General features: G+C 73.4%; 12 protein-coding genes and 2 pseudogenes. 11 read left to right on the top strand and 3 right to left on the bottom strand.

The window, feature by feature from the left end; genetic code table 11:
* Positions 1 to 70: 70 nt before the first annotated feature.
* The 8 genes from cysC (at position 71) to BS73_RS29255 (ending at position 6,980) form a co-directional block, all read left to right on the top strand.
* The gene (gene cysC / locus BS73_RS29290) at positions 71 to 649 is read left to right on the top strand and encodes an adenylyl-sulfate kinase (RefSeq protein ID WP_037577499.1); all 579 of its coding nucleotides are present in this window, start codon (positions 71 to 73) and stop codon (positions 647 to 649) included.
* The gene (gene cysD / locus BS73_RS29285; protein ID WP_037577498.1) at positions 646 to 1,611 is read left to right on the top strand and encodes a sulfate adenylyltransferase subunit CysD; all 966 of its coding nucleotides are present in this window, start codon (positions 646 to 648) and stop codon (positions 1,609 to 1,611) included. Before cysC ends, cysD begins: the two co-directional genes overlap by 4 nt.
* 2 nt (positions 1,612 to 1,613) lie before the next feature.
* Positions 1,614 to 2,924: a sulfate adenylyltransferase subunit 1 gene (locus BS73_RS29280; RefSeq protein ID WP_051941070.1), complete on the top strand. Its 1,311-nt coding sequence runs from the start codon at positions 1,614 to 1,616 to the stop codon at positions 2,922 to 2,924.
* A gap of 3 nt (positions 2,925 to 2,927) precedes the next feature.
* Positions 2,928 to 3,092: a hypothetical protein gene (locus BS73_RS38945; protein ID WP_200886855.1), complete on the top strand. Its 165-nt coding sequence runs from the start codon at positions 2,928 to 2,930 to the stop codon at positions 3,090 to 3,092.
* Positions 3,093 to 3,188: 96 nt separating this feature from the next.
* Positions 3,189 to 4,313 carry an ABC transporter substrate-binding protein gene (locus tag BS73_RS29270; RefSeq protein WP_037577496.1) on the top strand — a complete coding sequence of 375 codons (1,125 nt, stop codon included), beginning with the start codon at positions 3,189 to 3,191 and terminating at the stop codon, positions 4,311 to 4,313.
* A 156-nt stretch (positions 4,314 to 4,469) separates the two neighbouring features.
* Positions 4,470 to 5,300, top strand: coding sequence for an ABC transporter ATP-binding protein (locus BS73_RS29265; protein ID WP_037577495.1), 831 nt, complete (start codon positions 4,470 to 4,472; stop codon positions 5,298 to 5,300).
* On the top strand, positions 5,287 to 6,189 hold the full coding sequence (locus tag BS73_RS29260) for an ABC transporter permease (protein ID WP_037577493.1): 903 nt from the start codon (positions 5,287 to 5,289) through the stop codon (positions 6,187 to 6,189). The genes BS73_RS29265 and BS73_RS29260 overlap by 14 nt, the downstream gene beginning before the upstream one ends.
* A gap of 14 nt (positions 6,190 to 6,203) precedes the next feature.
* Positions 6,204 to 6,980: a sirohydrochlorin chelatase gene (locus BS73_RS29255; protein ID WP_037581643.1), complete on the top strand. Its 777-nt coding sequence runs from the start codon at positions 6,204 to 6,206 to the stop codon at positions 6,978 to 6,980.
* A gap of 109 nt (positions 6,981 to 7,089) precedes the next feature.
* On the opposite strand, the gene BS73_RS29250 is transcribed toward BS73_RS29255, so the two are convergent.
* The 3 genes from BS73_RS29250 to BS73_RS29240 form a co-directional block, all read right to left on the bottom strand.
* Positions 7,090 to 9,273: an MMPL family transporter gene (locus tag BS73_RS29250; protein WP_051941067.1), complete on the bottom strand. Its 2,184-nt coding sequence runs from the start codon at positions 9,271 to 9,273 to the stop codon at positions 7,090 to 7,092.
* Positions 9,274 to 9,520: 247 nt separating this feature from the next.
* Entirely contained in the window at positions 9,521 to 10,270 is a 750-nt protein-coding gene (locus BS73_RS29245) for an exonuclease domain-containing protein (protein WP_037577491.1), read from the bottom strand.
* A gap of 240 nt (positions 10,271 to 10,510) precedes the next feature.
* Complete coding sequence (locus BS73_RS29240; protein WP_407675082.1) at positions 10,511 to 11,839, bottom strand: SAV2148 family HEPN domain-containing protein; 1,329 nt, start codon at positions 11,837 to 11,839, stop codon at positions 10,511 to 10,513.
* Between the two features lie 470 nt (positions 11,840 to 12,309).
* On the opposite strand from BS73_RS29240, the pseudogene glgX reads away from it, so the two are divergent.
* The 3 genes and pseudogenes from glgX to treZ all read left to right on the top strand — a co-directional run bounded on the left by glgX (position 12,310) and on the right by treZ (position 19,074).
* Positions 12,310 to 14,489: pseudogene (gene glgX / locus BS73_RS29235) on the top strand (glycogen debranching protein GlgX).
* A gap of 157 nt (positions 14,490 to 14,646) precedes the next feature.
* A pseudogene (gene treY, locus BS73_RS36640) lies at positions 14,647 to 16,671 on the top strand (malto-oligosyltrehalose synthase); the annotation flags it as partial.
* A gap of 561 nt (positions 16,672 to 17,232) precedes the next feature.
* Positions 17,233 to 19,074, top strand: coding sequence for a malto-oligosyltrehalose trehalohydrolase (treZ, locus tag BS73_RS29225; protein ID WP_051941590.1), 1,842 nt, complete (start codon positions 17,233 to 17,235; stop codon positions 19,072 to 19,074).
* The last annotated feature ends 11 nt before the right edge of the window (positions 19,075 to 19,085 follow it).

The raw sequence follows: 19,085 nt of genomic DNA, 5'->3' as shown, positions 1-19,085 counted from the left end.
CCCCGGCCCTCTTACCGTTCCCTTCCGTCCACGCCTGTTTCTTACCGTCGAGACCTTGGAGCCCCGTCCGATGAGCACCGCCCCGCCCGACGCCCCCGCCTCAGCGGGAGGCACCGCAAGCGGCGCGACCGTATGGCTGACCGGCCTGCCCAGCGCCGGCAAGACGACGATCGCCCGCGCCCTCGCCGACCGCCTGCGTGCCGGTGGACGGCGGGTCGAGGTGCTGGACGGCGACGAGATCCGCGAGTACCTGTCCCGCGGGCTCGGCTTCACCCGCGAGGACCGGCACACCAACGTCACCCGGATCGGCTTCGTCGCCGAACTCCTCGCCTCGCACGGGGTGGTGGTCCTCGCACCGGTGATCGCCCCCTATGCCGAGTCCCGGGAGGCCGTCGCCAAGCGGCACGCCGACCGGGGCACCGCGTACCTGGAGGTGCATGTGGCCACGCCGGTGGAGGTCTGCTCCGACCGGGACGTCAAGGGGCTGTACGCCAAGCAGGCGGCGGGTGAGCTGAGCGGGCTGACCGGGGTGGACGACCCGTACGAGCCGCCGGCCTCGCCGGATCTGCGCATCGAGACCCAGGACCAGACGGTCGAGGAGTCGGCCGCCGCGCTTGAGGCACTGCTCAACGAGAGGGGACTGGCGTGACCGTCGCCACCGAGACCGACGCAACCAAGCCCGGCTCCAGCGCCGCCACCACCGCTGGGAACCGCCCGTACGCGCTCTCCCATCTGGACGCGTTGGAGGCGGAGGCGGTGCACATCTTCCGCGAGGTGGCGGGGGAGTTCGAGCGTCCGGTGATCCTCTTCTCCGGCGGCAAGGACTCGATCGTCATGCTGCATCTGGCACTGAAGGCGTTCCGGCCGGCGCCGGTGCCCTTCGGGCTGCTGCATGTGGACACCGGGCACAACTTCCCGGAGGTCATCGAGTTCCGGGACCGCACCGTCGAGAAGCACGGGCTGCGCCTCCACGTGGCCTCCGTCCAGGAGTTCATCGACAACGGGCGGCTGCGGGAGCGGCCGGACGGCACCCGCAACCCGCTGCAGACCGTGCCGCTGCTGGAGGCCATCGAGCGGGGCCGGTTCGACGCGGTCTTCGGCGGCGGCCGACGGGATGAGGAGAAGGCCCGGGCCAAGGAGCGGGTCTTCAGCCTCCGCGACGAGTTCGGCGCCTGGGACCCGCGCCGGCAGCGCCCGGAGCTGTGGCAGCTGTACAACGGCCGGCACCTGCCGGGCGAGCATGTGCGGGTCTTCCCGATCTCCAACTGGACCGAGCTGGACGTGTGGCAGTACATCGCCCGGGAGGGGATCGAGCTGCCGCAGATCTACTACGCCCATGAGCGCGAGGTGTTCGCGCGCAACGGGATGTGGCTGACCGCGGGCGAGTGGGGCGGCCCGAAGGACGGCGAGACCGTGGAGAAGCGGCGGGTGCGCTACCGCACGGTGGGCGACATGTCCTGCACCGGGGCCGTCGACTCCGAGGCCGCCGACGTCCAGGCCGTGATCGCCGAGGTGGCGGCCTCCCGGCTGACCGAGCGCGGGGCCACCCGCGCCGACGACAAGCTGTCCGAGGCCGCCATGGAAGACCGCAAGCGCGAGGGGTACTTCTAAAGATGTCCGAACTCACCGACACCGCAGTGCAGTCGGCGGCCGCCCGGCTGGTCGCCGAGGAGACCTCGCTGCTGCGCTTCGCCACCGCCGGCTCCGTGGACGACGGCAAGTCCACCCTGGTCGGCAGGCTCCTCCACGACTCCAAGTCGGTGCTGGCCGACCAGTTGGAGGCGGTCGAGTCGGCCTCCCGCCGGCGCGGCCAGCAGGCCCCCGACCTGGCGCTGCTCACCGACGGCCTGCGGGCCGAGCGCGAGCAGGGCATCACCATCGACGTGGCCTACCGCTACTTCGCCACCGCCAAGCGGCGGTTCATCCTGGCCGACACCCCCGGGCACGTGCAGTACACCCGGAACATGGTGACCGGCGCCTCCACGGCCGAGCTGGCCGTGGTGCTGGTGGACGCCCGCAACGGCGTGGTCGAGCAGACCCGCCGGCACCTGGCGGTGGCCGCCCTGCTGCGGGTCCCCCACGTGGTGCTGGCCGTCAACAAGATGGACCTGGCCGGCTACGCCGAGCCGGTCTTCGCCGCCATCGCGCAGGAGTTCACCGCCACCGCGCGGCGGCTGGGCGTGCCGGAGGTGACCGCGGTCCCGATCTCGGCCCTGGCCGGGGACAACGTGGTCGAGCCCAGCGCCGAGATGGACTGGTACGGCGGGCCGACGCTGCTGGAGCACCTGGAGTCGGTCCAGGTCGCCGCCGACCCGGCGGGCGACCCGGTGCGCTTCCCCGTGCAGTACGTCATCCGCCCGCAGAGCGCCGAGCACGCCGACTACCGCGGCTACGCCGGGCAGCTGGCCTCCGGGGTGCTGCGGGTCGGGGACGAGGTGACCGTGCTGCCCTCCGGGCAGACCAGCACCGTCGCCGGGATCGACACCATGGACGGCGGGGAGGCCGAACTGGCCTGGGCCCCGCAGTCGGTGACCGTGCGTCTGGCCGACGACCTGGACGTCTCCCGCGGCGACCTGATCGCCGGGGCGCCCGCGCCCGAACCGGTCAAGGACATCGAGGCCACCGTCTGCCACCTCCACGAGCGCCCGCTGCGCATCGGCGACAAGGTCCTGTTGCGGCACACCACCCGCACCGTGCGGGCCGTCGTCAAGGACATCCCCTACCGCCTGGACGTGGAGACCCTGGAACGGGCCGAGCGCCCGGACGAGTTGGGCCTCAACGACCTGGGTCACGTGGTGCTGCGCACCGCCGAGCCGCTGGCCCTGGACCCCTACGCGGTCAACCGCCGCACCGGCTCCTTCATCCTCGTCGACCAGGCGGACGGCTCCACGCTGACCGCCGGCATGGCCGGAGAGGCGTTCTGAACCATGGCCGACGGCACGGGGGTTGAGGCGACCTCTCCGGTTCGCGGGTCCGGCACCGCCGGCACCGCCACCGGTGAGGCCTTCTCGCTGATGGCGAAGGAGGGCGGCCGCGTGGGGAGCGGCGCGCTCGGCGCCGGGCAGGGCGGGGTCGGGGACTGTCCGCGCTGACCGCGCGCAGCAGCCCGGCGGCCCGGGCGGATTCCGTCCGCCCGGCGCCTGCCCCCTCCCCCGCTCCTTCCTCCTGTCGAGTCGAGGTCCGCCATCATGTCCGTCCGCCCCGTCCTGTCCACCCCGCGCCAGCGTTGGAGAAAGCCCGCGCTCCTCTCGGGCTCCGTCCTCGCCCTCGCCGCGCTGCTGTCCGCCTGCGGGTACGGCTCCCAGGCGGCGACCACCGGGTCCACCGTCCAGGCGTCCGGCAAGGCGCTCTCCGCGTCCACCGTGCGGATCGGGTACTTCGGCAACATCACCCACACCACCCCGCTGGTGGGGGTGGAGAACGGCCGGTTCCAGAAGGACCTGGGCGGCACCAAGCTGCAGACCCAGATCTTCAACGCCGGCCCGTCCGAGATCGAGGCGCTCAACGCCGGCTCGATCGACATCGGCTGGATCGGCCCCTCCCCGGCGATCTCCGGCTACAGCAAGTCCAAGGGCACCAGCCTGCGGATCATCTCGGGTTCGGTCTCCGGCGGCGCCTCGCTGGTGGTGAACCCGTCGAAGATCAAGTCCATCGCGGACCTCAAGGGCAAGAGGATCGCCAGCCCGCAGCTCGGCAACACCCAGGACGTCGCCCTCCTCAACTTCCTCTCCCAGCACGGGTTCAAGGAGGACGCGCAGTCCGGCAAGGGCGACGTCTCGGTGGTCCGCACGGACAACTCCCTCACCCCCACCGAGTTCAAGTCCGATCAGATCGACGGTGCCTGGGTGCCCGAGCCGACCGCCTCCAAGCTGGTCGCGGCGGGCGGGAAGACCCTCGTCGACGAGAAGAGCCTGTGGCCCGGCGGCAGGTTCGTCACCACCAACGTGATCGTCTCGCAGAAGTTCCTCAAGGCGCACCCGGACGTGGTCGAGGCCGTCCTCAAGGCCTCCGTCGACACCAACGACTGGATCGCCGCCAACCCGGCCGAGGCGAAGAAGACCGCCAACCAGGCGCTCGCCAAGCTCACCGGCAAGCCCCTGCCGACCGTCGTCCTCGACGACGCCTGGAAGAACATCGAGGTCACCGACGACCCGCTGGCCTCCACCCTCAAGACGGAGGCGCAGCACGCGGTCACCGCGGGCCTCCTCTCCGCCCCCGACCTCAGCGGGATCTACGACCTGACCCCGCTGAACAAGGTGCTCAAGGCCGCCGGAAAGCCCGCCGTCAGCGCGGCGGGCCTCGGCACGCAGTGAGCGTCGCCTACTGATCCGCGTCCCGTACCCCTGTACCCCTCCCCGACTCCGGTGCCCGCCCTCGCGCCCCCTGCGGCGATCCCGTCGATGCCCGTCGATCACGCCGACGGGGACGCGGGGCGGGCACCGGCTCAGAAAGCACAGGAGGTGACCGGCATGGCCCCGGCGCTCACCCAGCCCCCCCGGTCGGCCGCGCCGTCGGAGCCCGGCTCCGGCACGGCCCCGGCCGTCCGCATCGACCACGTCTCCAAGACCTTCGGCCGCCCAGGATCGGCGCCGGTACTGGACGACATCAGCCTGGACGTCGCCCCCGGCGAGTTCGTCTGCCTCCTCGGCGCCTCGGGCTGCGGCAAGTCCACCCTGCTCAACCTGGTGGCCGGCCTGGAGTCGCCGAGCCAGGGGGCGATCGAGGTCGAGGGCGGCCGGGCCGCCCTGATGTTCCAGGAGCACGCGCTCTTCCCGTGGCTCACCGCCGGCCGCAACATCGAACTCGCCCTGCGGCTGCGCGGGGTGCCCCGGGCCGACCGCAGGGACGAGGCCGAGCGGCTGCTCGAACTCGTCCGGCTGAAGGGCTCCTACCGCAAGCGGGTGCACGAGCTCTCCGGCGGGATGCGCCAGCGGGTGGCGATGGCCCGCGCCCTCGCCCAGCAGTCCCCTGTGCTGCTGATGGACGAGCCCTTCGCCGCCCTGGACGCCATCACCCGGGACGTCCTCCACGAGGAGCTCACCCGGATCTGGGGGGCCGCCAACACCTCCGGCGACTCCGGGCTCGGCCTCTCCGTCCTCTTCGTCACCCACAACGTCCGGGAGGCGGTCCGCCTCGCCCAGCGGGTGGTGCTCCTCTCCTCCCGCCCCGGCCGGATCGCCCGCGAGTGGACGATCGACCTGCCGCAGCCCCGCCGCATCGAGTCGGCGGGCGTGGCCGAACTCTCCGTCGAGATCACCGAACAGCTCCGTGGGGAGATCCGCCGCCATGGCCAGCACTGAGACCCGAACCGAGTCGGCGGACACCACCGCGACCGGCCTCTCCGGGCTGGAAGCGGGCCTGGACGCCCTGGAGAGCAGCGAGCCGGCCCGCGAACCGCTCCGGGCGGTGCTCCTCCGCAAGGTCCTGCCGCCGGTGGTCGCGGTCGTCCTCGTCCTCGTCATCTGGCAGCTGATCTACTGGTCCGGCATCAAGCGCCCGGACCTCCTCCCCGGTCCCGCCGACGTCTGGAACAGCCTCCACCAGGAGTGGCTGAAGGGCACCCTCCTCCAGCCGATCTGGACCTCGCTCTCCCGCGGGGTCCTCGGCTTCCTGGTCGCGACGGTGATCGGCACCCCGCTCGGCCTGGTGGTGGCCAGGGTGAAGGTGGTGCGGGCGGCCATCGGGCCGATCCTCACCGGGCTGCAGTCCATCCCCTCGGTGGCCTGGGTGCCGGCGTCCATCATCTGGTTCGGCCTCTCCGACGCCACCATCTACTGCGTCATCCTCCTCGGCGCCGTGCCGTCCATCGCCAACGGCCTGGTCGCCGGGGTCGACCAGGTCCAGCCGCTCTACCTGCGGGCCGGCCGGACGCTCGGCGCGACCGGACTCCGCGGCATCTGGCACATCCTGCTGCCGGCCGCGATGCCGGGCTACATGGCCGGCCTCAAGCAGGGCTGGGCGTTCGCCTGGCGGTCCCTGATGGCGGCCGAGCTGATCGCGAGTTCTCCCGCCCTGGGCATCGGCCTCGGTCAGGCTTTGGAAAACGCCCGTGACATCCAGGACATGCCGACGGTACTCGCGACCATCATCCTGATCCTGCTCGTCGGGATCGGGATCGAACTGGTCGTCTTCTCCCCGATGGAACGGCGGGTGCTACGTTCCCGCGGACTGCTCGCCGCCAAGAGGTGATCACGGAGATGCGCATGACGCCACCACGTCAGCCGGTACTGCTGCTCGTCGCCCACGGCAGCCGGGACCCCCGGCACGCCGCGGTCGTCAGCGGGCTGACGACGGCGCTGCGCGGGCTGCGGCCGGACCTCGCGGTCACCGCGGGGTACCTCGACCACTGCGCGCCCCGGCTCCCCCAGGTCCTGGAACGCCTCTGGTCGGACGACCCGGAGCGGCCGGTGATCGCGGTCCCGCTGCTCCTCAACCGGGCCTTCCACGCCAAGCACGACATCCCCGGGGTGCTGGCCGAGGCGACGTCCCGGCTTCCCGGGCTGGACGTCCGGCTCGCCGACGTCCTCGGCCCGCATCCGCTCCTCCTCGCGGCCCTCGACCGCCGGCTCGCGGAGGCCGGCGTCCACCCCTCCCCGGGCACCGGGATCGTCCTCGCCGCGGCGGGCTCCTCGGACCCGGCCGCGAACGCGGCGACCCGGGGGGTGGCGGCCGCGTACCGCGCGACGCGGGGCTGGGCGGCCGTCGAGGTGGCCTACGCCTCGGCCTCCGGGCCGCGGGTCCCCGACGCGATAGCCGCGCTGCGTGCGGCGGGCGCGACCCGCATCGCCGTGGCCCCGTACCTCCTGGCCCCCGGCCTCCTCCCGGACCGCATCGCCGCCGCGACGACCGACGCGCCCGGCGCCGCCACCCTGGCCGCGCCCCTGGGCCCCGCCCCGGAACTCGCCCGCCTCCTGCTGACCCGCTACACCGGCTGCGCCGAGCTTCCGCGCGGGGCGCTGGAGTACGCGGCGGGCCTGTAGCTCTCCGCGCCCGCGATTTCCGGGGCGAGGGGCAGAGGCAGAGCGAACGGGCCCCCGCGCCGCCCGGGTCGGAACCCGGGCCGCACGGGGGCCCACCCCGCAGAAGCGGTTACCGTCGCGGGCGCTGCACCGCGACCACCCGGCGCGCCTCGTCGGACTCGTCCTCGGGCGACGAGCCCTCCGGCAGCGATCCGGACCCGCCCTTGCGATCCGCGTGCCCCGGCCACCAGGCAGCGTGCCCGATCAGAGCGGTCAGGCTGGGCGTGAAGAACATCGCCATCACGAACGCCGCGACCACGATCCCGAAGGCCACCGTGAAGCCCATCTCGGTGAGGAAGGACTGCCCGGCCAGCATCATGCTGGCGAAGGTCGCCGCCAGGATGAACCCGGCCGCCGCCACCGTCGGCCCGGCGTGCCGCAGCGCCTGCGCCGCCGCCTCCCGGGGCGAGCGCCCCTCCCGCGCCTCTTCTCTCAGCCGCGCGATCATCAGGATGTTGTAGTCCGTGCCGATGGCGACCACGAACAAGTACATGATCACCGGCAGCATGAACATCAGGCCGTCCTGCCCGCCGATGTTCTGGAAGATCAGCACCGTCGCGCCCAGCGTCGCGCCGAAGCCCAGCGCCACCGAGGCCATCAGGTACCACGGCGCGACCAGCGACCGCAGCAGCAGCCCCAGGATCACCATGATCAGGATGGCCGCGACCGGGAACACCGTCCGGTAGTCGTGGTTGACCGCCTTGTCGATGTCCTTGTAGATCGCGGAGGTTCCGCCGACCAGCGCCTTGGTCCCGGGCGGCGCGTCGGCGTGGGCGACGGAGCGCACCTGGTCCACCGCGCTCAGCGCCTGGTCGCTCTCCGGCTTGTACTTGAGGGTGACGGAGATGCTCGCCGTCTCGCCGTCCTTGCTCAGGCCGGTCGGCTGCACGGCGGCGACGCCACCGACGCCCTTGAGCTTCTGCTCGAAGGCCGGCAGCGCGGCCTTGTCGATGGGCTGCCCCTGGGTGCTGGTCAGGTAGACCTGCGTCGGGTCGGCCGCGCCGGCCGAGTAGGCGGCCTGCATCTGGTTCTGCACGACCATCGACTCGGCGGTCTTCGGCATCGAGCCGGACGCCAGGTCGAAGGTGGCCTTGAAGCCGGTCGCGCCGAACGCCAGCGCCACCATCACCAGGCCGGAGACCAGGGCCACGATCGCAGGCCGCTTCTGCACCGTCCGGCCGAGCGCCGCGAACCGCGCGTTGGAGGGCTCCCGCTGCCAGGCCTTGGACGGCCAGAACAGCGCCCGCGGGCGGATCAGCGAGCAGACTGCGGGGATCAGGGTGAGTCCGGCCAGCAGGGTGACCGCGACGGCGATCGCCAGCGCCGGGCCCATCTGCTTGAGGAAGCCCAGGCTGGAGAGGGTCAGCGCGAGGAAGGCGATGATCACCGCGCCGGCGGCGGAGGCGATCGCCTCACCGACCCGGCCGACCGCGTTGATCATGGCCTCCCGGCGCTCCTCGCCGGCCCGCAGCTGCTCCCGGTACCGGAACATCAGGAAGAGGAAGTAGTCGGTGCCGACCCCGAACAGCACCACGACCAGGATCGACGAGACCGAACTGTTCGCCTGCAGGCCGAAGAGCTTGGTGGCGTCGGCGATCAGCCCGTTGGCGACCGAGGCCACCACGCCGATCATCACCAGCGGCAGGATCGCGATGATCGGCGCCCGGAAGATGATCAGAAGGGTGACGAGGATGATGAGGAAGACGCCGTAGGCGATGATCGCCTGACCACTGCTGGAGGCGTCCTGCTGGTCGAGGGCCTGCGCGGCGGAGCCGCCGAGCTTGGCCTCCAGCGGGGAGCCGCGGACCAGGTCCTTGGCGTCGGCCCGGAGCGTCTTGGCCGCGTCTGCCTGCTTCGGGGTGCCGGCGTTGGCCTTGTCCATCTGGACCAGCGCCATGTCGTACTTGCCGTCCTTGGACGGGATGCCCGGGACGACCCGCTGCACCTGGTCGATCTTCTTGGCGCCGAGCTCCTGGGTGACCTTGGCGACCTCGGCCTTGTCCGCCGCGGTCAGCCGCCCGCCGTCGGTACGGTCGAACAGCACGATCGCGGACGGCGTGAAGGCCTGCGGAAAGGCCTTCTGCTGGAGGTCCATGGCCTGAATGGACTCATAGCTCTTCGGCAGGAAGCTGCTCTCGTCGCTGTTCGACGGCAGGCTGGGTGCCGACGCGACGATGGCGACCGCGGCGATCAACCACGCCACGATCGTCCAGATGGGATGGCGGACGACTACTCGCCCTATCCGGCGGAACATTGCTGGGATGCCTCCAAGGCAGGCCGGCCAGAGATCTCGACGCTTCGGGGATGACTTACTAGCCGGTCGGCAGGTAAGTGGCAGGCGATGACCATCCTAGGTCGCCACCGCTCACCGGGCCCGGCGGTACCCCCGGGCTATATCCTCTCCCGGCGTCGGCGCCGAGGACTCGTCCCACGGGTTGAGCCTCGGGTGGACTCCTCTCCGCCTCAGGGCGGAGCGGCACCCTGAGTCCGCCGCCTGCGGGCTACCCCGCCCGCAGCGGCCAGTCCCGCGGAATCGTCGCGCCGGGCTCGCGGCCGCGGCGGAGCCAGCCCTCGAAGTCCGCCGCCCACTCGGCGTGCCAGCCCACCTGGTGCCGGTGGAGCAGCTCGGCGTCGACGCCGTCCAGCTGGCCGGCGTGCCGGCGGGCCAGCGCCACCGCGACCCGCACGGCGGCCAGCGCGTCCCCGCCCGCCTGGTGGGCGTCGGCCGCCGCGAAGACCACCCCGTAGGCGGCGCAGACGCTGCCCAGCGTCCGCGAGCCGCGGCGGTACCTGTCCAGCCTGCGGTCGAGCACCAGCGGGTCGATCACCGGGCCGATCAGCGCGGGCGCGCCCCCGGGGAGCGCGCCCCGCCGGGCGGAGAGCCGCTCGGCGAGCGAGGCGAGCCCGTACCGGGCCAGCTCGGCCTCCAGCAGGGAGAGGTCGAAGGGGGCGTTGAAGACCACCACCGGCACCCCGTCCGCGAGATGGCCGCAGAGGGCGGCGGCGATCTCGTCCACCGCCTCGGCGGGCGGGCGGCCCTCCGCGCGGACCCGCTCGGTGGTGTACCCGTGGATCGCCGCGGCCTCGGCCGGGACCGGTATCCCGGGATCGACCACCCACGCCCCCGGCGTGCCGACCGGTTCGCCGCCCTTGGTCTTCACCAGCGCGGCGGTGACGATCCGTGAGGTCGCCGGATCCGTGCCCGTCGTCTCCAGGTCGAAGCCGACCAGTACGCCATCAGCCCAAGTCATCCGACAGCCCGTCCTCTCGCCCGCTGTCCGGTCGCCCCCATCATCCCGCCCCCCACTGACAACATCGCCGGGGGGTCGGGGGCGGGCTCGCGGGCGCGAGAGAAGTCTGGACCGGCCGGTTCACGCCCATGGCGGTGAACGCCAGGAGGACGCGCCCGGCCGGCATCTGACACGCTATCGGTCCTCCATGAGCCGCTCATGAGAACGCCGTGAAGTCCTTCCGGCCGGGTGGCCGCCGGCTCAGGAGACCGGGCGGGAGTCGCCCCAGATCCCCTCGAACTCCTCCTGGTAGACCTGGAAGAGGCCGAGTTCCTGGCTCCGCAGCCGCTCCGGGTCGATCGCGGCCCCCGCGCGCCCGGCGCGTACGCCGCGCGCCCCGCCGACGCCGCCGGCGCGCACCACCAGCGCGGGCGACTCGCTCCCGCGCGCCCGCCGCAGATACGGCTGGACCACGGCGATCCCGTCCGGCCCGTCCCCGTCCACCAGGTAGGCGGTGAACCGCGGGACCTCGTCGAAGACCCGGATCTCGAAGCCGCCGGTGTCCCGCAGCCGCGACCTGACCCGCCGGACGTGCATGATGTTGTTCTCCACGCCGCGGGCCAACTCCCCCCGGCCAAGGCCGAGTTCGCGCTCCCGGCGGCGCACCGCCGAGCTGGCCGGGTTGAGGAAGAGCAGCCGGGTGCGGCAGCCGGAGGCGGCCAGCTGGACCAGCCGCCGGCCGGTGAAGTTCTGGCAGAGGAGGTTGAGGCCGATGCCGATCGCGTCCAGCCGCCGGGCCCCGTTCAGCAGGTCCTCGACCGGGAGTTGGCGTTGCAGCCGGACCCGGTCCGGATGCACCCCGATGACGTCCCCGTACCGGTCGCCGACCAGCTCCTCGACCACGTCGGCCGGGGCGCGCAGCCCCGGCGAGCCGGCGCCGCCGCCCCCGTCGAGCAGCGCCAGCAGCCGTCCCGCCGCCCGCTCGGCCTGCTCCAGGACGTTGTCGGTGAGCGCCCGGTTGCGCGAGACGACGTGCCGGGCGACCTCCAACTCGTCCAGCGCGAGCTCCAGTTCGCGCCGGTCGGCGAGGAACGGCTCGAAGCACGGCCAGTGCTGCACCATCAGCTCGCGCAGCTGCGGCAGGGTCAGGAAGACCACCAGGTCGTCGTCGGCGGGGTCGAGGAGGTAGCCCTTCCGCCGGCTCACCTCGCGCACCGCCCCCGCCCGCTGCACCCACTCCTCCCCGGAGGGGCCGGCGGCCGCTATCACCCAGTCCTCGCCGTGCACCGGCTCGTAGACCGGCCGGAGCACCTCGGCGACCACCGAGCGGAGCCGCTGTTCGACCAGATTCAGCCAGACGTAGCCGCGGGCGGCCCGCTGCACCCGCCGGCGGGCCTCCTCCCACGCGTCCGGCGGCCAGGCGAGCGAGGGCTCGACCGGTCCCGGTTGCTGCGGAAGGCCCCTGCCGCCCGCCCTGGTGACGGCGGTGGAGTCCGCTCCCCGCGCTGTGCCGCCGCCGGCACCCCCGTCCGCGGGGACCACCATCCCGGAACTCACCACCCATGCTCCACGTCGACTGCCGCTGTCCATGTCCACTTGTGCGTCGCGCCGGCCCCCGCACCGCCCGTCCGGTGACCGCGCGACCACCCTGGGCCAACCGGACGGCGCGGCAGAGGTCCTGACGCAGCGTCGAACCACGAGAGCATCCGACGGTAAGTCAGATGATCACCATCCACGACGGGTGATCAAGCCTACTTCCCCCCTCGAAGCGACGCAGCCGATCGTAGGCCCCTCGCGCCCCTCCGCCACGCCTCCGGCACACCCGTTCGGGCGAAGATGTCGCGAAAGGCCGTCAGATCGGCGCTCCACTGCGCGAGTATGCCGGAGGATCCGCCCGTACCGACTTTCGTTCGACGAACCCGAGGATGCCCGAGCGAGACCCCGCGGAGGACCGGATGGGGGTGGCGGCGGAACCGCAGGGCACACGAGGGAACACAAGGGAACGCCAGGAGCCGTGAGGGACCGCGAGGACCCGCGCAGGGAAGGGAACGCAGACGACCATGCAGGTCTGGCCCGGAGAGCCCTATCCCCTCGGTGCCACCTATGACGGGGCCGGCACCAATTTCGCCGTCTTCTCGGAGGCGGCCGACCGGATCGAACTCTGCCTGCTCGAGGACGACGGCTCGGAGACCAGCGTCGAGCTGCGGGAGACCGACGCCTTCGTCCGGCACGCCTACCTCCCCGGCGTCCAGCCGGGCCGCCGCTACGGCTTCCGCGTCCACGGCCCGTACGATCCCCGGGCGGGCCACCGCTGCAACAGCGCCAAGCTGCTGCTCGACCCGTACGCCAAGGCGATCAGCGGGCGCATCGACTGGGACGAGTCGGTCTACGGGTACCACTTCGGCTCCCCCGACCGGCGGAACGACCTGGACTCGGCGCCGCACACGATGGCCTCGGTGGTGGTGAACCCCTACTTCGACTGGGGGAACGACCGCGCCCCGCGCACCGACTACCACCGCACCGTCCTCTACGAGGCCCATGTGAAGGGCCTGACCCGGCAGCACCCGGGGATCCCGGAGGAGCTCCGCGGCACCTACGCGGGGATCGCCCACCCGGCGCTGATCGAGCACCTCACCGAACTCGGCGTCACCGCCATCGAGCTGATGCCGGTCCACCAGTTCGTCCAGGACCACCGCCTGGAGGAACTGGGGCTGAGCAACTACTGGGGCTACAACACCATCGGCTTCTTCGCCCCGCACGCCGCCTACTCCTCGCTGGGCGACCGCGGCCAGCAGGTGACCGAGTTCAAGTCGATGGTGAAGGCGCTGCACGCGGCCGGGATCGAGGTGATCCTGGACGTCGTCTACAACCACACGGCGGAGGGCAACCACCTCGGGCCGACCCTCTCCTTCCGGGGCATCGACAACGCCTCCTACTACCGCCTGGTCCAGAACGACCTGCGGTACTACGAGGACACCACCGGCACCGGCAACTCGCTGCTGATGCGCAGTCCCCACGTACTCCAGATGATCATGGACTCGCTGCGCTACTGGGTCACCGAGATGCACGTCGACGGCTTCCGCTTCGACCTCGCGGCGACCCTGGCCCGGCAGTTCCACGAGGTGGACCGGCTGTCCTCGTTCTTCGACCTGGTCCAGCAGGACCCGGTGGTCTCCCAGGTCAAGCTGATCGCCGAGCCCTGGGACCTGGGCGAGGGCGGCTACCAGGTGGGCAACTTCCCCCCGCTGTGGACGGAGTGGAACGGCAAGTACCGGGACACCGTCCGCGACCTGTGGCGCGGCGAGAACGCCACGCTGGCCGAGTTCGGCTCCCGGCTCACCGGCTCGTCCGACCTCTACCAGGACGACGGCCGCCGCCCGCTGGCCAGCATCAACTTCGTCACCTGCCACGACGGCTTCACCCTGCGCGACCTGGTCTCGTACAACGACAAGCACAACGAGGCCAACGGCGAGGGCAACCGGGACGGCGAGTCCTTCAACCGCTCCTGGAACTGCGGCGCCGAGGGCGAGACCGAGGACGCGGGGGTGCTCGCCCTGCGGGCCCGCCAGCAGCGCAACTTCCTGGCCACCCTGATGCTCAGCCAGGGCACCCCGATGCTCTCCCACGGCGACGAGTTCGGCCGCACCCAGCAGGGCAACAACAACGCCTACTGCCAGGACAACGAGCTCTCCTGGGTGCGCTGGCCCAAGCCCGAGGCGCTGGCCGCCGAGGCGGCCGCGGCCCGCGAGGCGGGGGCGACGCCGGGGCCGAGGACTCCGAGGCCGCCCAGCTGCTGGAGTTCACCCGGCACATGGTCTGGCTCCGCCGGGACCACCCGGTCTTCCGCCGCCGCCGCTTCTTCCACGGCCGCCCGGTCTCCGGCACCCACGACGAGCTCTCCGACATCGCCTGGTTCACCCCCGGCGGGGAGGAGATGACCGACGAGGACTGGCGGGCCGCCTACGCCAAGTCGCTCACCGTCTTCCTCAACGGCTACGCGATCAGCGAGCCGGACCGGCGCGGCGGCCGGATCGTCGACGACTCCTTCCTGCTGATGTTCAACGCCCACCACGAGCCGCTGGACTTCGCCGTCCCGGTCGACCAGGGCAAGGAGTGGCAGGTGGTGGTGGACACCGCGCTGCCCTGGGTGATCCGCCCGGGCACCGGGGCCAAGGTGCGGGCGGGCGACCGGCTGCGGCTGGTGGACCGCTCCCTGATGGTCCTTCAGCGAGCCGCGTGACCCCCGGGGCGCCCGGCTTAGCCGGTACGGGCGCCTCCGGCTCGTACGGCCGACCGGATGCGGGTAGACGTGGGAGCGTGAGCTCTCCTGCCCGCCGTGCCGCCCGCCGCCCCGACCACCGCCCCGCCGGCCGTTCGCAGCCGACCGCCAGCTACCGATTGCAGCTCCAGCCCGACTTCACCCTGCGGGACGCCGCCGCCGCCCTGCCGTACCTGGACCGGCTCGGCGTCTCGCACCTCCACCTCTCGCCGCTGCTGGAGGCCGCCCCGGCTCCACCCACGGCTACGACACCGTCGACCACACCCGGATCAGCGAGCAGCTCGGCGGCGAGGAAGCCCTGCGCGAGCTGGCCGAGGCCGCCCACGAGCGGGGCCTCGGGATCATCGCGGACACCGTGCCGAACCATATGGCGGTCCCGGTGCCGCAGCGGCTGAACCATCCGCTCTGGATGGTCCTCCGGGACGGCCCCGCCTCCCCCTTCGCGCAGTGGTTCGACGTGGACTGGGAGGCCCAGGGCGGCCGGATCCTGCTGCCGGTGCTCGGCGGCCGGCTGGGCGACCCCGCGGTGGACGCGGCCTTCCGGACGATTCCGCCGGCGGACTCCGCCGACTCCGCGGACTCCGGCGAGCTCCACTGGCACGGCCACACCTTCCCGCTGGCCGCCGGCACCTGGCGGGAGGGCGCCCCGGCCACCGAGCTGATCGACCGCCAGTGGTACCGCCCGGCCTGGTGGCGGCTCGGCCGCAGCGAGCTCAACTACCGCCGGTTCTTCACCGTCAGCGACCTGATCGCGCTCCGGGTCGAGGTGGAGGAGGTGTTCGCGGCGACCCACGAGGTCCTGCTGCGGCTGCACCGGGAGGGGGTGCTGGACGGGTTCCGGATCGACCATCCGGACGGCCTGGCCGACCCGCGCGGCTACCTCCGCCGGCTGGCCGAGCGGACCGGCGGGGCCTACGTGGTCGTCGAGAAGATCCTCACCGGCGACGAGACGCTGCCCGCCGACTGGCCCTGCGCCGGCACCACGGGCTACGACGCCCTGCGCGCCGTCGGCGGGGTGCTCACCGACCCGGCCGGCGCCGCCCGGCTCGCCGAGCTGAGCGCCGCCCGCGGCGGCGAGAGCGACTGGGCCGGCGAGGACCTCGACTTCCGGGCCACGGCGAGCGGATCACAGCGCGAACTCCTCACCCCGCACGGTGAACTCGCCGCCGAGGTGGACCGGCTGACCCGGGTCGCGCTGCGCGCCGCGGAGGAGGTCGGCGCGGAGTCCCCGGCGGCCCGCGACCTCGCCCCCTGGGCGGTGCGGGAGGCCGTCGCCGCCGCCCTGGCCGGCTTCCCGGCCTACCGGGCGTACGTCGTCCCGGGCGAGAAGCCCTCGCCCGCCGACGCCGAGCGGGTCCGCACCGCCGTGGACGCGGCCCGGGAGGCGCTGCGCGAGGACCCCGCCACGGCCCCGTACGCCGAGCCGACCGCGGACTTCCTCCACGCCCTGGTGCTGGGGGCCCTCGGCCGCGGCCCGGCCAGGGACGACTTCTGCGCCCGCTTCGGCCAGACCTCCGCCGCGGTCGCCGCCAAGGGCATCGAGGACACCGCCTTCTACCGCTGGACCCCGCTGCTCTCCGCCAACGAGGTCGGCGGTGACCCGGCCCGCCCCGCGCTCGCCCCGGCGGGCTTCCACGCCTTCTGCGCCCGCGCCCAGAACGAGCACCCGTTCGGCATGACGGCCCTGTCCACCCACGACACCAAGCGCAGCGCGGACGCCCGGGCCCGGCTCGCGGTCCTCGCCGAGCTGCCGGACGCCTGGGACGCGGCGCTCACCCAGTGGTCCAAGGACACCCCGGACCCGCAGCTGGCCGAGCAGCTCTGGCAGACCGCCGTCGCCGCCTGGCCGATCGACGCCGACCGGCTGGTCGCGGCGGTGCTCAAGGCCGCCCGCGAGGCCAAGACCCGCACCTCCTGGACCGAGCCGGACGAGGAGTACGAGGCCGCCGTCGAGGCGTACGCCAGGGCCGCCCTGGCCGACCCGGAGCGGAGCGAACGGGTGGCCGCCTTCGTCCGCACGCTGGAGCCGTACGCCCGCTCCAACACCCTGGCGGCGGCCCTCCTCCACCTGACCATGCCGGGCGTGCCCGACCTCTACCAGGGCTCGGAGGAGCCGCTGCGGACGCTGGTCGACCCGGACAACCGCCGACCGGTGGACCTCGCGGCCGCCGCCGAGCGGCTGGCCGCGGTGGACCGGGACGGGCCCGTCCGCGCCGCCGAACGCACCGCAGGTCTCGCCGCGGACCGCGCGGCGGACGCCGGCGCAGCGGCCGGCGCAGAGGCCGCCGCCGCCCCGGCACCGACCCGCTCGCCGCCGAGAAGCTCCACCTCACCGCGGTGGTGCTGCGGCTCCGCCGGGCCCACCCCGAGGTCTTCGCCGGCCCGTACACCCCGCTGGCCGCCCGGGGGCCGGCGGCCGAGCACGCCCTCGCATTCCTCCGCGAGCCGGCGGCGGAGAGCCCGGAGGAGCCCGCGCCGCGGCCGCCCGCGCTGCGCACGATCACCGTCGCCACCCGGCTCCCCTACCGCCTCCTCCGCTCCGGCGGCTGGGGGCCGACCAGCCTGCCCCTCCCGCCCGGTCGCTGGACCGACCTGCTGTCCACCGGCCCCTCCCTCCACACCGGCGAGACGCCGCTGGCCGATCTCCTCGCCGACCGTCCCGTCGCCCTCCTCGCCCCGGTCCCCGCGGAGGAGGGCCCCAGCGATGACTGACCGCCACCACCCCGCCTCCCCCCACCCGTTCGAGGTCTGGGCGCCGCTGGCCAAGGAGCGGGTCGAGGTGGAGGTGGACGGCACCCGCCACCCGATGTCCCGCGTCCCCGGCCGGGACGGCTGGTGGCAGGCGGTGGTCCCGGCCGTGGCCGGCCGCTCCGACTACGCCTTCCGGCTGGACGGCGGCGAGCCGCACCCGGACCCCCGCAGCCGCCGGCAGCCGTACGGCCCGGACGGCCCCTCCCGGCTGGTCGACCACTCCGCCTTCCGCTGGACCGCCCCCGACGCCCGGGCCACGGCACGCCCGCTCCCCGGCAGCGTCCTCTACGAGCTCCACATCGGCACCTTCACCCCCGAGGGCACCTTCGACGCGGCCGCCGCCCATCTGCCTGAGCTGGTCGAACTCGGCATCGACCTGGTCGAGTTGATGCCGATCTGCCCGTTCCCCGGCCGGCACGGCTGGGGCTACGACGGGGTCGCCCCCTGGGCGGTGCACGAGCCGTACGGCGGCCCCGACGGGCTGAAGCGCTTCGTGGACGCGGCCCACCGGCTCGGCCTGGGCGTGGTGCTGGACGTGGTCCACAACCACTTCGGCCCCTCCGGCAACCACCTCCCGGTCTTCGGCCCGTACCTGACCGACCGTCACCAGACGCCCTGGGGCTCGGCGGTGAACCTGGACGCGCCCGGCTCCGACGAGGTCCGCGGCTACCTCATCGGCTCCGCCCTGGCCTGGCTCCGGGACTACCGGATCGACGGCCTCCGCCTGGACGCCGTCCACGCCCTGGCCGACGACCGCGCCGTCCACTTCCTGGAGGACCTCTCCGCCGCCGTGGACGCCCTCGCCACGGCGACCAAGCGCCCACTCTTCCTGATCCCCGAGTCCGACCTCAACGACCCCCGGCTGATCACCCCGCGCGAGTCCGGCGGCTACGGCCTGGCCGCGCAGTGGAGCGACGACTACCACCACGCCCTCCACGCCGCCCTCACCGGCGAGTCGAGCGGCTACTATGCCGACTTCGCGGGCCGGCCCTCGGGGCCCTCCCCCGAGGTGGCCGAACTCCCCCGCGGCCCGCTGGAGTCCGTCGCCCGGGTCCTGGTCCGCGGCTGGCTCCACGACGGCTGCTGGTCCACCTTCCGCGGCCGCCGGCACGGCCGGCCCCCGGGCGAGCTGACGCCCCGCCACCGCCTCCTCGGCTACCTCCAGACCCACGACCAGATCGGCAACCGGGCCCTCGGCGAACGGATCTCGGCGCTCGCGCCGCCGGGCGCGGTCGCCGCGGGCGCCGCCCTCCTCCTCACCTCGCCCTTCACCCCCATGCTCTTCATGGGCGAGGAGTGGGGCGCGGGCACGCCCTGGCAGTACTTCACCGACCACACCGACCCCGAGCTCGCCGAGGCGGTACGCACCGGGCGCCGCCGCGAGTTCGCCGAACACGGCTGGGCGGCGGAGGAGATCCCCGACCCGCAGTCGCCGGAGACCGTCGCCGCCTCCACCCTCGACCGCGCCGAACGCGACCGGGAGCCGCATGCGAGCCTCCTCGCCTGGCACCGCACCCTGATCGCCCTCCGCCGCACCCACCCGCCGCTGGCCTCCCCCCTCCCGCCCGAGGCCGTCGCCTACGACGAGGCCGGCCGCTGGCTGGTCCTCCACCGCGGCCCCTACCGCACAGCGGTGAACCTCTCCGAAGAACCGCGAACCGTCCCCCTGGGAGAGAGGGTCCGCACGGCCGAGATCCTGGCCCACTACCCCGCCGACCCGCCCCCGTCCCCATCCCCGAGCGGTCAGACCCTCCACCTGCCGCCACTCTCCGCGGCGATCATCCACACCACCTAGCACCCGAAAAC

This window comes from Phaeacidiphilus oryzae TH49, assembly GCF_000744815.1.
GTDB classification, from domain to species: domain Bacteria; phylum Actinomycetota; class Actinomycetes; order Streptomycetales; family Streptomycetaceae; genus Phaeacidiphilus; species Phaeacidiphilus oryzae.
This window is presented reverse-complemented; position numbering and strand designations above follow the sequence as displayed.